Origin of the sequence: Rhizosphaericola mali (assembly GCF_004337365.2) — a bacterium.
GTDB lineage: Bacteria > Bacteroidota > Bacteroidia > Chitinophagales > Chitinophagaceae > Rhizosphaericola > Rhizosphaericola mali.
This window is the reverse complement of record NZ_CP044016.1, coordinates 3861043-3876061: the sequence shown is the minus strand read 5'-3', so window position 1 is coordinate 3876061 and position 15019 is coordinate 3861043. Positions and strand designations below refer to the sequence as shown.

Here is a 15019-nt window from a genome sequence, read left to right as displayed (position 1 = left end):
TCTATGCAAATACAAAATATCAACATTCTCGATTATAATGAAACGGAAGTACACGAATATGTACCAACAGAAATCAATGAATGTTTTCCATTTAGAGACAATGCCAATGTCACTTGGATCAATGTATCCAAATTGGATAAAGATGTGGTGCATGCGCTTTGCCTACATTACAATATTCATTATCTGTTGGAATTAGATATTTTGAGCAAAGGTCAACGTCCAAAAATTGACGAACAAGACAACATTATTTTTTGCTTGCTCAATATGTTGCGTATTGATCAACAGGACAATTCCGTTAATAAGGAACAAGTCAGCATTGTATTGGGACCTGGCTTTATTATTACGTTTCAAGAAGAACCTAATTTTGATGCATTTGAAAGTATACGTAAAGAAATTAGAGCAGATAAAAGTCGAATCCGATTAAAAGGTGCAGACTTTCTTTGTTATGCATTATTAGATGCGATTGTTGATGATTATCAGGATATTATAGACGATTTTGGCGATCGCATAGAGACAGAAGAAGATGCTTTGGTATTGAGCAAAGATTTTAATTTTTCCATAAAAGAAGTGACACGCTTACGTAAAGATTTGATGCTTTTGAGAAGAAATATATTGCCGGTACGCGAGTTGGTCAATAATTTTCTTAAGACCAATAATCCGCTGATTGACAAGAAAACAGAACGCTATTTTAAAGATGTGTATGATCATATATTGCAGGCGCAGGATATTATGGAAAGTTACCACGACAGCATGAGCAATCTGCATGATCTATATCTCAATAAGTCAAGTCTAAAAATGAACGAATCCATGAATGTTATGGCTATTGTGACTTGTTTGCTCGCGCCCGCAACGGTGATTGGTGGTATTTTTGGGATGAATTTTGATCATATACCATTCTTGCACGACTACAATAGTTTTTGGGTAATTCTTACTATTTTGTTTATTGTTTTCTTGCTGATGCTGGTGTATTTTAGAAAGAAAAAATGGATATGAATAGAATTGTGAATGAAGCGTTTAATAAAAAGTGGAGTAAAGAATCACATTTCTATACTCCACTTTTTATATAATGATTATTTAATCATTTATAATTTCTAATTCATCATTATCTAAACTGCTTTCAACAAAAAGTGATTTTTCTTGCCTTTTTGAATGAGTAAATATTGATCATGTAAAAGTGTAAAGCTATTCATTTTCGCTGCTATATCAGCTACTTTTTCTCTATTGATGCTGACTCCGCCATTTTGTACCATTTTGCGTGCTTCGCCTTTACTTGATAAGATTTTGGTATCCGCTAAGAAGCTTACAATATCTAAATCGCCATTCAAATTTGCTTTTGGAAAATCAATTTTGACAATGCCATTCATATTTTCCAAATCTTCAACAGAAAGCGTATCTACAGAAGCATTTTGCGCGGAAAATAATTTTTCGGTTGTGATAATAGCTTCATTATATGCCTCTTCTCCATGAACGAAAATGGTCAATTCTTTTGCCAAAGATTTTTGCAAAAGACGTGCTGCAGGATTTGTATCGTGTTCAATGGTTAATTGCTCGATCGTTTCTTTACTCAAAAAAGTAAAAATTTTGATCCATTTTTTTGCATCATCATCAGACGCATTTATCCAAAATTGGTAAAATTGGAAAGGTGTTGTTCTTTCTGCATCTAACCAAACATTACCACCTTCTGTTTTTCCAAATTTCCCACCATCTGCTTTTTTCAATAATGGGCAAGTAAAAGCAAATGCTTCACCGCCAGCTTTTCTACGGATTAATTCAGCTCCTGTGGTGATATTTCCCCATTGGTCGCTACCGCCCATTTGTAATTTGACATTATTTTTTGTGTATAATTCATAAAAATCATGTCCTTGCATTAATTGGTAGGCAAATTCTGTATAGCTAATACCATTATCACTTTCAATACGTTTTTTTACACTGTCTTTGGACATCATGTAATTAACGGTGATGGATTTACCTGTGTCACGCAAAAAGTCAATAAAAGAAATGGTTTTGAACCAATCATAATTATTAACCAAAACGGCTCCATTAGATTTAGACGCATCAAAATCCAAGAACTGTGTCAATTGTTTTTTTACACCAGCGATATTTTTTGCCAAAGTCGCTTCGTCTAACAAATTGCGTTCAGCACTTTTGCCAGTTGGGTCACCAATCATTCCCGTCGCTCCTCCAATCAAAACATAAGGTTTGTGTCCTGCTTTTTGTAAATGACACAACAATATAATGGGAACTAAGCTTCCAATATGCAAACTATCCGCAGTGGGATCAAATCCGATATATCCAGCGGTAGATTCTTTCAATAATTGCTCTTCCGTACCAGGAATAATATCTTGTAACATGCCTCTCCAACGAAGCTCCTCAATCAAATTCATTTTATTCCAAAATTTTGGCAAAAATAGTTTTTCATATTTAGTAATCCATAGAAACGCAAAATAATGTCTAATTTTGTTCGCTTTTTCTGAACATTTTATTAACAATATTATACGACTAATTGCGTTTTAAGGAGTAATTATATCATATGAATTATATTAAGTCTCTTGCTTTTATGGCATTGGGATATTTTGGCGTTTTAAGTAATGTCAAGGCTCAATTTAGAACCTATTCGAATGAATTTTTAAATATTGGTGCAGGTGCAAGAGCGTTAGGTATGGGCGGTGCGCAAGTTGCTTCTGCAACAGACGCTACTGCAGGATATTGGAATCCTGCAGGTTTAGCGTATGTCAATGAATCGCCGTCTTTTGCGGCACAACATGCGGAGTATTTTTCAGGAATTGGTAAATATGACTATTTAGCAGGAGCCTTTCCTGTGTCTAATGGACAAAGAACATTGGGGTTGACGATGTTGCGTTTTGGGGTAGATGATATTCCCAATACATTGTTTTTGGTAAATCCAGATGGAAGTTTGAATTATAATAATATCACCTCTTTTTCATCTGCGGATTATGCATTTTTACTTTCCTATTCGCAATTCATTCGTAATGATGATGATTTGCAAATATCCTTTGGAGGCAATGCAAAAATCATATACAGAAAAGTCGGAACTTTTGCCAATGCGTGGGGTGCTGGTTTGGATGCGGGTTTGATGATTAGAGCACACAAGTGGAGTGTCGGTATCATGGCAAAAGATATCACTACAACTTATAATGCGTGGAAATTTCACTTTACCGATGCGGAAAAACAACAATTATATTTAACGGATAATGATATTCCCATAAAATCAACAGAGTCTACAGCTCCATCCCTTTTGATCGGTGGTGCCTATAATTTTGAATTTAGTGAAAAATTTCATTTGTCGACAGAAGCAAGTATGAATTTCACTTTTGATGGACAAAGAAATACGTTGATCAGTGGCAAACCAATCAGTATCGATCCGCATTTGGGATTAGAGGCAAATATTTCAGATCGCGTATTTATACGTGCAGGTATCGCCAATTTTCAAAGAGCACTCAAAGATGGTGATACTTTGAATCTTCAAAAAACATGGATTTATCAGCCTAGTTTGGGTGCAGGTTTTAGAATAGGCAATGCAACGATTGATTATGCATTTGTAAATCTTGCCAATCAATCAAGTCCTTTATACACCCATGTGTTTTCAATTAAATTCTTTCTAAATAGGAAAAAAGATTATTAGCCCTCTCCTTTGAAAATATTGAAATAATGAAGTTATTTAGATATATACTACGCTCCGCTTTTTTGTTACTACTATTTTCTATAGTTGGCAAAAGTTATGCCCAGACCTATAATAACGAATGGATTGACTATAGTAAGACATATTATAAGTTCAAGATTTTGAATGATGGAATGTATAAGATTACCGCAGACTTGCTTTCCAATTTAGGATTAAGTTCAACTCCTGCTAATCAATTTCAACTTTGGCATAATGGTAAAGTTGTGGCCTTGTATGTACAAACTGACGGAAGTAATCCTATTACAGGCACAAATTTCATTAAATTTTATGGAAATCGAAATGATGGTACACTAGATACAGCACTATACAAAAATAAGGCATCGCAAATGAGCAATTATTATAGTTTAGAAACGGACAGCTCAGCTTATTTTTTAACTGTAAATACAGATACTACAGAAAATTTACACTTCCAGACAAGTACTAATACAATTCCTTCAGGAGCAACTCCAGTACCCTATTATATGACGACTTGGGGTTCTTATCAGCGAAGCCAAATTAATGCAGGGAGAGCTTCTTCTTATGGGCAATATGTATATTCTTCTACTTATGATGATGGAGAAGGATGGGTTTCTTATAATATAAACTCTAATGGAACGGGATCTTCTTTTGATTTGCCTGATGTTACCTCTTTGAATTGGTATACTTCTGGTCCGACGCCTGTATTAACTGTCGCATTAGCAGGATCTTCCGTTTTGGGAACGAATAGAACGGTTAATTTGCTTATTAATGGAACGACAATAAACTCACAAGTCGTAAATGGATTTAATATAGGAAATCTAGTGACTTCGATAACGAATTTGAACACCTTTACGTCTTCTCCAAAATTAGTTGTACAACCCAATAATTCACCAGCTAGTACTGATGATCGCGTTGTTCTTAGTAAAATTGAAATGAAATATCCAAGAACTTTCAATTTTCCAGGGAGTAACTTGATGACATTCAATCTTACTGCCAGCAATCAATCCCAATATATACAAATTACAAATTTTAATTTCCAATCAAGTAATCCTGAATTATATGATTTTACAAATGGAAAAAGATATATCGGCGTAAGAATTAATGGTAGCACTTCTGTATGGGGGTTTTATGTAGATGCAAGTACGTTGGATAGAACATTTGGGATCGAAAATGTGGATGCTGGTATCGAAACGTCAATAACGAATATAAGTTCTAGAACTTATACAAACCCATCTACAACTCAAGGTAATTATTTAATAATTTCTAATAGCATATTACGTACGGGTTCCGATCCTGTCGCACAATATCAACAATATAGGAACTCTAGTGCAGGTGGCAGTTTTAATGCGCAGATATATGATATTAGTCAATTAGAAGATGAGTTTGCATGGGGAATACGAATGCATCCGTTAGCGATAAAAAATTTTTTAAAATATGCACGCAATAAATTTTCAACAAAACCTGAATACTGTTTTTTAATTGGTCATGGTCTTACTTATGATCAATTTTACTATAATCAAAGTTCGACAGGGATTAATCAGCTTGCTATTATTCCGACATTTGGATACCCCGCCTCGGATGTTTTGTTGGCATCGGATAATTATTTACCCGCAGCAGCGACGCCCATCGGTCGTATAAGTGCAATTTCGACAGATGAGGTTTCTACTTATCTTTCAAAAATCAAAGAGTATGAAGCCGATCAACAAAGCCAAAGTCAGACAATTGATAATAAAGCATGGATGAAAAATATAGTACACATTGCTGGCGGTAGTGATGCTAATGAGTCTAGTCAATTTGTTGGGTATTTAAATTCTTATTCTAGTATTTTAACAGATACATTAATGGGCGGTACTGTTTATAATTTTAATAAATATACAAATGAGACTAGTGCAGCTTTGAATGATGTACAATTACGAAATTTATTTACAAATGGATTTAGCTTAATGAATTATTGGGGACATGCTTCTAGTACAACATTAGACTACAACCTAGACCATGCATCTAATTATAGTAATGCCGGAAAATATCCAGTGATGTATATCAATGGATGTGATGTAGCAGGATATTATACATATGACGCAAGTCGATTAACAACTTTTTCAACTATTCCTGAAGATTTTATTTTGACACCAAATGCAGGTGCAATTGCATTTGTAGCACAAAGTTATCTGGGCGTTACGACGTTTTTACAAAACTATAGCCTACCTTTTTACCAGTCACTAGGTAGGACAAATTACGGCAAACCAATATCTTATAGTCAAATAGATGCAGCAAATGAAACTACTGTAGCACCTTCTTATTATCCGAATAATGATACGTTAGCTACCAATGCACAAGCTGAGGGAAATTTGCTATTAGGAGATCCTTATATAAGTGTTAATTCATTTTCAAAACCAGATTTTGCAATCGAAGATGCATCCGTTACGGTTACGCCATCCTATATTGATATTTCTCAAAGTAAGTTTCATGTGAAGGCATATTTATATAATCTTGGTAGAGCAACTGGAGATTCTTTATTAGTGCAAATAAAACGAACTCACCCAGGAGGAACTACGGATATTTTATATAGCAAAAATATTGCTTCTATTAAGTACAAAGATTCCATAGAACTGGATGTACCTATATCTGGTGCATCCGATAAAGGAACAAATAGTATAGTATTTACGCTCGATCCAAATAATCGATATGATGAACTAAGTAAGTTGAATAATACATTAACTAAAAGCGTGTATATCTACGAAGTTGGTTTGACTCCAATTTATCCTTATAAATATTCTATCGTTAATAAGCAAAATATAAAATTGATAGCGTCTACAGCCAATCCAATTGCAGCAACTACCCAATATGCAATGGAAATTGATACTACCGCCTTATTTAACTCGAATTTAAAAGTACGCAAAACATTAACTTCTTTTGGTGGGGCATTGGAATTTGATCCAGGAATTACTTTTTCTGATAGCCTCGTATATTATTGGAGAGTATCGCCTATACCCACTAGTGGTGATTATCATTGGAATGTTAGTAGCTTTTTATATTTGGCCAAGGCGACGAATGCAGGTTTTAATCAATCTCATTTATATCAGCAATTCGATTCAGAAGGTGATCGAATAAGTTTAGATAGTGCAAGCAGAGTTTGGAATTATGATAACATTCAAGCGATTGTAGAGATGCAAAATGCTATATTACAAAAAAGTGGACAGCAGGGAAGTGATTTTGCAGTAAGCCTGAATGGTACAATGGTATCAGAATATTATTGTGGAGGTAACTCTCTTGCATTTGTAGTATTGGAACCGAATACAATGAAACCATATTATAATAGCTCAACACCCTCAACGACTGCTCCTTCTAGTTATACGACTTCGTTTATGGGGTCTTACGTCCCATGTGTGGATAAAGCTTATTGTATACCCCAACAAACATTTGAATTTGAGACATCAACAGAAGATCAAAGAAATAAGATTCGCGATTTTATGGATTGGATTCCTAATGGTGCATTTGTGGCAGTAAGAAACTGTTATTTTCCCTATTGGTCAGATATGCCCAAAGCTGCAGAGTGGAAAGCGGATGGTAGTAATAGTATGTATTCGCGTTTAGTGCAGATGGGTTTTTCAACTATTGATGATTATAATGCAGTTAAAGCATGGTCTTTTTCATATAAAAAGAACGATGCTACTTATACCCCCGTTATACAGTTTTCAGAAGGGACGGATGACAAAATTCAAACATCCACAATTTTCAATGAATCTGACTCTCTTGGTTATATAACATCTCCGAATTTTGGGCCTTCACGAAAATGGTATACTATGCTTTGGGATGGGTATTCGCAAGAAACGATATCTGGAGATAAGGCAACAGTAGACATAATCGGAGTAACTACTGCAGGTGCTGAGACTACACTGCGGACAATTAATTCATCGCAAAAATCAGTGGATATCTCTGATATTGACGCTGCAACATATCCATATATAAAATTTTATATGCGAAATGCTGATAGCATCAACTATACTCCATACCAGTTGAAATACTGGAGACTTTTATATGATGCAGTTCCTGAAGGAGCATTGGCTGCTAATGTGTATTACAAAGCAACAAGTGATTCTTTAACCAAAGGGGCTGATTATAGTATGGATATTGCTTTCAAAAATATTGGAGATGTGCCATTTGATGATAGCCTTAAAGTAAATTATACGTTAACAGACAAAAGCAATGTTGCGCATTTATTTTCTTTATCTAAACTTAAACCATTGGTTAGTGGTGATACGACACTAGTTCATGTAAGAGTGCCGGGTACTGATACAACGTCAAATAATTTATCAACGAATATTTATACAGGAAGTAATACACAATATCTCGACGTTAATCCAGATAATAATCCAATTGAACAAACACATGCGAATAATTTCCTTTCTCAACCACTATATGTTTCTGGGGATGATGGAGATGTATCTTTGGATATTACTTTCGATGGTGTACATATTTTAAATAATGATATTGTTGCTTCAGCCCCGAAAATTATAGCTAAGCTTACGAGTGAATCTAAATATCAACTATTAACTGATACCGCCTTATTGACCTTACAATTAAAATATCCAGATGGTACGTTGAAACGTATTAAATATGGCACAGACACTCTTTTATTTACTGGTGCAAAGGATTCTAGTGATAATGCTGCGTTAGCTAATTTTGCTCCTTATTTAACGCAAGATGGCACTTATGAATTGATAGTACAGGGCAAAAGCACTACATCTTCTACTAGCGTATCTCAATATTCCATTAGTTTTCAGGTGTATAATAAACCTATGATTTCAGATATGTTTAATTATCCGAATCCTTTTACTACGTCAACTGCTTTTGTATTTACATTGACAGGTAGTGTAGTTCCTCAAAATATACGTATCGAGATATTAACAATTACGGGTAAAATTGTGAAAGAAATTACGAAAGCCGAACTAGGACCTTTAAAGATAGGGCGAAATATTACAGAATATAAATGGGATGGAACGGATCAATATGGGCAGAAATTGGCCAATGGTGTTTATATTTATCGCGTGATTACAAATCTTGATGGAAAAAAATTGGATAAGTTTAATGTAACCGATACAAATGGAAATAGTGTCAATACTGGACAATTTTTTAACAAAGGTTACGGAAAGATGTATTTAATGCGTTAATTTGCCTTATGAAAGTAGTTGGCGTAGGTACGAGAGTATTAAATTTTTTAGTAGATACAACTATAATTTTAATATTAACGTATATTATCAATAAGGTTAATACCTTTTATGTTTCATTCTGGCATTTCCGTGGATTTGCGTTTTGGAAAATATTTTCTGCCGTTCTTGTGGTATATTATGTTTTAGGGGAAGGTATTTTTGGTAAATCTTTAGGTAAAAAAATGACCTATACTATTATTGTAAAGAAGGATGGAGGGGCAGCTTCTTTTGGTCAAATTTTAATTAGAAGTTTAGTCCGCCTTATCCCAATAGATTTTATGTTTATTCCATTCACAGATAGAACGTTGCACGATATTTTAAGTAATACTTATATTATTGAAAAATGAATGGTGTATAATTACTAAATTGAACAATATTCCAATAAATACACTTGTTGGGATACTATCTACTTTTGTCCTTATTGTTGTTACTATTTTATTGCTAATTACGCATGGATTAACGTTTCCAATTTATTTAGACGAGAATTTTTATAATAAAACTATACTTGAGTTTTACTATCATCCCGATTTACATACACTGAAATATTATAGGGAGTTTAATCCTCCATTACCGTATATATCTTATGCAATATGGGCCAAATTATTTGGTTTGTCCTTACCGAGACTGCGATTATTTACATTGATACTATATATGTCTTCTTGTTGGTTGTGGATAAGAATATTAAGTCGCCTTGGTTATGATCGTCTATTTTTCATAATTGGATCTATTCTCTTTATATTGAATCCATATATACTAAGTAATGCAATAGTTATCTATAATGATTTATTTAGTGTTTTATTTGTTTTAATATTTATTAATTGTATTCTAAAAAACAAATATTATGGATTATTATTAAGTGGACTAGCTTTAGTTTATTCTAGACAATACAATGAAATAATTGTTTTTTCCTACTGGTTAGTATTAGTATATGATTGCTTCAAAAATAAAAAGATATTACATCTTAATCAATTATATATACTCAATTTTATTGGGCTAAGTATTCTTCCTCTATTTCTTTTTTGGGGGGGGATTTCTCCGATAAGTACCATCATTGCTACGATTGCACCGGACACTCCAATATATCAATTTTCTTCTATATTTGTTTATATCTACTGCTTTTCAGTTTATTCATTTCCTTTAGTATTTTATATACTTGTTAAAAAAAAATTATTTCAAGATTCCACAACTATAAAAGTGTTATCTGTTTGTTTTATAACGAGTACAATTTGTTTGTGCATTTGGCCTATTTTTCCATCCCCGTCAGCGTTGAAGGATGGTAGCGATAATGTCGGATATGTACATAGGTTTTTGCTTTTTATATTTAGAAATCCTATCGTTGTTAATTATTTATTTTCAATCCCATTGTCGATTACATTTTATGTATTCTATCATATTATTAAGCATATTAAAATATTAGATAAGTATTGTTTATGGTATGTTTGTTCATTTATAATATTTCTCATAGTCATGCCATTCTCATTTCAAAAATGGGAAAAATATTTTATGATTGAATTGCCTCTTGTGTTATTACTATTGTTAGAAATGATTAAAAAGAAAAATTTGGAACGCGCATTTGAAAAAAATATTTCCAACAAATTTTTCTAAATCTCAATTCTTTCAAATTGTATATTATTCAGATTTGCTGCATATTTTGGAAAATTTGTTTTATACATTATCGAAGTTCCCATTGAATATATTTTTTCAGAATTGGCAATTAAATAAAAGTCTAAAAAAGATTTTAAATAAACTTCGAAATTTTCACCAGAGATATAATCCATATGGACTACTTTTTTAGGAAATGTAAATATATTTTTTAATGCTATTATAGAGTTTTGAAATGTGACGCTGTCAGATGAAACTAAAATTTTTGAGTTAATGTGTTGTTTTTGTAATTTTAATAATGCTCGACTACAATGTTCTATAAGATTTTTCTGTTCTGATTTTGCTAGGGTAGGGTAGTTATACTCGGGAAAATCTGCTAAAAGATTTTGAAATCGGAAGACTACAGAGATATAAGGACCTCCGATTATTTTTGAATGATCATCAATTTCCTTTTGTAGTTTTATAGAAGGCTTAAATAATTTATGAAATACAGTACTCCAATCATAGTTCTTATTCAATTCAAGATTGATTGAATGTAGGAGGTCTCCTTTACAATAAGCATGAAATTGTTTTTTTGTATTGGATTTAGAAAATCTTATTATGTCATTCCCTAAATCCGTTATATGCATAATCCTTGATTCAAATATATTGCTAGAAAATTTATCTTCTGGTGTTAATCTCCAATCAATAAGATTCGGTTGCAAATAATTTATTAATGCAAAAGGATATGTGTGGTGGATTTTGAATTGCATTCCTTTACTATCTGCTAAGCAAAACGCAGAAACTATTCCTTTTAGTCGATCGGCTAATCCTCCATGTGTCTCTCTACCATCAATTATTTGTATAAATAATTGTCTTGGTGGATATTGCTGTTTGAAAAATGTAAATCGCTTTATTCCTAAAACGGTCTCTTTGACTGTATTGGGTAATACATCCAATATAATATCCGTTGTTTTTTTTAGTTTATTTTTGATTGTATTTTCCAATTTTATTTTAAATTATACTTAATTGTTGAGTTTTATTTTGGCTATAGTTTAAATAATTGCAAATTTAAAAATATTTTTTTGCTAAATATGTCTAAAGTTTTATGGCTTTGTAGTTGGTATCCAAATAAAGAGCAAATACAAAACGGTGATTTTGTAAAGCGATTGGCTCAGGCGGCATCTTTATATGATGAGATAACAACATTGTCTATTGCAAGGGTCAATCGATCAAGTATTCAATATAAAAGCAAAGAATATGTACGTTCAATAAATAAAAATTTAGAGGAAATTATAATAATGTATAGTTGCAGAAATAATTCATTCTTAAATAAAATTATTTCAACTATTAAATATTTAAAATATCATATTGATGAATTTAAACGATATAAAAATAAACATGGTAAACCAAATATAATCCATGTTCAAGTTGCTACAAAAGCAGGTATTATAGCAGTTTTATTAAAAATAATATATCGCATTCCATATGTCTTGACAGAGCATTGGACGCAATACATAGAGAAGGCAGAAGGTGAATATTCTAAAAAATCATTCGCATATAAATATTTAATGAAAATGATTTTTCGCAATGCGACACAAGTTATTGCTGTTAGTCGTATTCTTGGAATTAGGTTAGATGAACTAATGAACGTCAATAGTATTGTAATTCCAAATGTAGTGGATAAAAAAATATTTAAGTATGACGACATAGCACGTCAATCAAAATTTACCTTTGTACATATCTCTAGTATGTCCCAACAAAAAAATCCCTTGGGAATTTTAAATGCATTTGAAAAATTATTTTTACGTAATCCTAATATCCAATTATTAATGGTTGGGGCAAATGAAAGATTCAATTTAGATAAAGCAAAATATCCAAATGTGCATTTTATCGGAACCGTAGATTATGAACAAATTCCTAATATTTTAAAGATGAGTGATGCAACAATTATTTTTAGTCGCTATGAAACATTTTGTTGTGTCATTCCTGAATCCTTAAATTGTGGCGTTCCTGTCATCTCTACTAAAGTGGGTATCGCACAGGAATTAATAGTACCTGGGGAGAATGGATTTCTTGTTAATGAAAATGAAAATGATCTTTTTCTTGTAATGGAAAAAATAATTGATTGGGAGTTTGATAAAGTGCGGATAGCATCTTCTTTCACAGAACGTTTTAGTTATGAAACCATCGGTTTAGAAATGCATAATCTATATACTGAAACTCAAAATAAGAGATCTCGACATTAAATTACTATCACAAATAAGTTCAATTAATTTATAGAATCAAACGATATTGAACCTATTTATGATGGTAATTTCTTCTAACTATTATTTCTCTCCTGGTTCGCAATTTCTTCTTAAAAACTCTGTATAGGTTGAGCTTAAGTGATCTCTCGTGCCATCGCCTTCACTTATACTATGTGTACGATTCGGATAAGGCATAAATTGAAATACTTTATCATACTTTATCAATTGATTGATCAACATTTCACTATTTTGATAGTGGACGTTATCGTCACCAGTGCCATGTACTAACAATAATTTGCCTTGTAGACCTTGCGCGTGTGTGATCGGAGAGCCTTGAATATAAGGTTGCTTATCCTCTTGAGGCAAGCCCATATATCTTTCTTCGTAGATATTATCGTAGGTCAATTGATTTGCAACTGGTGCAATAGAAATACCTGTTTTATAGATTTGTGGATATTGGAATAAAAGGTTCAATGTCGTAGATCCTCCACCACTCCAGCCCCATACGGCAACGCGGCTCGTATCAACATACGGCAATTTGAAAATTTCCATAGCGCCTTCTGCTTGATCTTTGATGTTAATAATCCCGATATTTTTATAAATACTTTTTCTCCATGCGGCACCTTTAGGCGCTGGTGTGCCGCGACCATCGATACTTACGTAGATATAACCGTCTGCAGCCATGTCTCCTTTGTACAAGAAATTACGTCCAGAGCCAAATTCATCCGTAACAGTCGCACTTGCAGGCTCTGTATATACATAAAATACGATAGGATATTTTTTCGTACTATCAAAATTCTTAGGTTTCACTATCCACGCATCTTCTGTAATGCCAGAAACAGTTGTCAATTTCAAAAACTCCACTTTTGGAAGATCGGGAATACTTCTACTTTTGTTTTCTTCTCCTAAAATAGCTCCAGTTTGTAGATTCACCCAATTGGTTGCTGGATAAGTATTTGCATTGGAAAAAGTATGTTCTGCAAATTTTCCATTAGGTGATACTTGGTATTCATGCGTTCCTTGTTCTGACTTTGGAGACAATTCTTCCATTTGACCTTTGCCAGTCAAAGAAGATCTATACAAATATTTTTGTGTAGCATTGTCAGGTGATGCACTATAATAAATATAACCACCTTTTGTATCAATAGATTTTACTTCAATAATGTCATAGTTTCCTTTGGTTAAAAGGGTCTCTTTTTTGCCATCTTTACTCACTAAAAAAGCATGTCGCCAACCATCTTTTTCAGATACCCAAACGAAGGATTTATGATCAGGCAACCAATCCCAGCCAATAGGATCATCATTATTCCAACGGCTTTTTATATCAATCCAAGCTTTATCTTCTTCTTTGTAAAAGGAAGTCGCTTTACCGGAGTGGATATTAGCATAATATAAAATACTGGTATTTTGCTTGCGGTTTAATTGTTGCAAAACAATTTCATTTGCATCTGCCCATTCCATTCTAGGAATATAATTTTCCGCTGGATCACCAGGGACATTCATCCAAGTAATTTTTTGCGTAGCGATATTAACGACGCCAAGTTTAGTTGGAGATGGCGTCTGACCGACAACTGGATATTCAACAGGTTTGACAAAGGAATAAATAGAATCTGTATTGTCAATCATCAAAAAATTACGGATTTTGTTAGCGTCCAGTTGCCAAAATGCGATAGACTTACTATCTGGTGACCAACGAAATCCATCGCGGCATCCAAATTCCTCCTCATACGCCCAATCAAATGTACCATTGATCATGCGATCTGTGCCGTCTTTGGTCAATTGCGTAATGCTATTGTTAGAGAGGTTTTCCACATAAACATTGTGTTGGCTAACATAACCGACATAGTTTCCATCAGGTGAAAATTTGGCAAACATCAATGAAGACGTAGGTAATTTTTTTCCTAATTGAACCAATTTATTGGTTTTTAAATTGAGAACCCAATAATCACCTTTTGTATGATAACGCCAGACTTTTTTGGAATTTGTAAAAAGTAATATCTGTGTTTTATCTTCAGAAAATTCGCTTCTTTCTACTGGCATAGAAGCTGTCGATCCTTCTGGTGTCAATTCCTTTTGAGAAACAACAATGGAATCTTTTAATTTTTCTAAATCTAATTTATGGATAGCATTTTGCTTAAAATAATAATATCCATTGCCATCAGCTGTCCAATTGTATTTGCTTGCTCGTTGCGCATTCAATTGTAAAGAGGTAGCTAAAATAGCTACAAATGTGAAAAGCCTTTTAATCATCGAAAGGAATATTTTAGTTGAATTTTTGAGTAAGTGCAATTTAATATATGTCGGATGAAAAAGATATTCGA

General features: G+C 33.1%; 8 protein-coding genes. 5 read left to right on the top strand and 3 right to left on the bottom strand.

All coding sequences use genetic code 11. From position 1 onward, the window contains the following. Window positions 1–3 precede the first annotated feature (3 nt). Window positions 4–993: a magnesium/cobalt transporter CorA gene (corA, locus tag E0W69_RS16535; RefSeq protein ID WP_131331144.1), complete on the top strand. Its 990-nt coding sequence runs from the start codon at window positions 4–6 to the stop codon at window positions 991–993. 113 nt (window positions 994–1106) lie between these two features. Here the strand turns inward: corA and tyrS are convergent, their stop codons facing one another. Beyond that, window positions 1107–2384: a tyrosine--tRNA ligase gene (tyrS, locus tag E0W69_RS16530; protein WP_131331143.1), complete on the bottom strand. Its 1278-nt coding sequence runs from the start codon at window positions 2382–2384 to the stop codon at window positions 1107–1109. 146 nt (window positions 2385–2530) lie between these two features. On the opposite strand from tyrS, the gene E0W69_RS16525 reads away from it, so the two are divergent. From E0W69_RS16525 to E0W69_RS16515, 3 genes are read left to right on the top strand one after another with little or no spacing between them, the layout of a single operon-like run. Beyond that, complete coding sequence (locus E0W69_RS16525; protein ID WP_131331142.1) at window positions 2531–3643, top strand: putative type IX sorting system protein PorV2; 1113 nt, start codon at window positions 2531–2533, stop codon at window positions 3641–3643. A 26-nt stretch (window positions 3644–3669) separates the two neighbouring features. Further along, a complete protein-coding gene (porU2, locus tag E0W69_RS16520; RefSeq protein ID WP_131331141.1) occupies window positions 3670–8829 on the top strand; it encodes a putative type IX secretion system sortase PorU2 in 5160 nt (1719 codons plus the stop codon). Window positions 8830–8837: 8 nt separating this feature from the next. Continuing rightward, window positions 8838–9215, top strand: coding sequence for an RDD family protein (locus tag E0W69_RS16515; RefSeq protein ID WP_131331140.1), 378 nt, complete (start codon window positions 8838–8840; stop codon window positions 9213–9215). A 1254-nt stretch (window positions 9216–10469) separates the two neighbouring features. Here the strand turns inward: E0W69_RS16515 and E0W69_RS16510 are convergent. Next, window positions 10470–11456, bottom strand: coding sequence for an O-fucosyltransferase family protein (locus E0W69_RS16510; protein ID WP_131331139.1), 987 nt, complete (start codon window positions 11454–11456; stop codon window positions 10470–10472). 87 nt (window positions 11457–11543) lie between these two features. Here E0W69_RS16510 and E0W69_RS16505 point away from each other — a divergent pair, with 87 nt between their 5' ends. Beyond that, window positions 11544–12698 carry a glycosyltransferase gene (locus E0W69_RS16505; RefSeq protein ID WP_131331138.1) on the top strand — a complete coding sequence of 385 codons (1155 nt, stop codon included), beginning with the start codon at window positions 11544–11546 and terminating at the stop codon, window positions 12696–12698. Window positions 12699–12779: 81 nt separating this feature from the next. On the opposite strand, the gene E0W69_RS16500 is transcribed toward E0W69_RS16505, so the two are convergent. Further along, window positions 12780–14948, bottom strand: a complete 2169-nt coding sequence (locus E0W69_RS16500; RefSeq protein WP_131331137.1) for a S9 family peptidase — start codon at window positions 14946–14948, stop codon at window positions 12780–12782. Window positions 14949–15019: the final 71 nt, after the last annotated feature.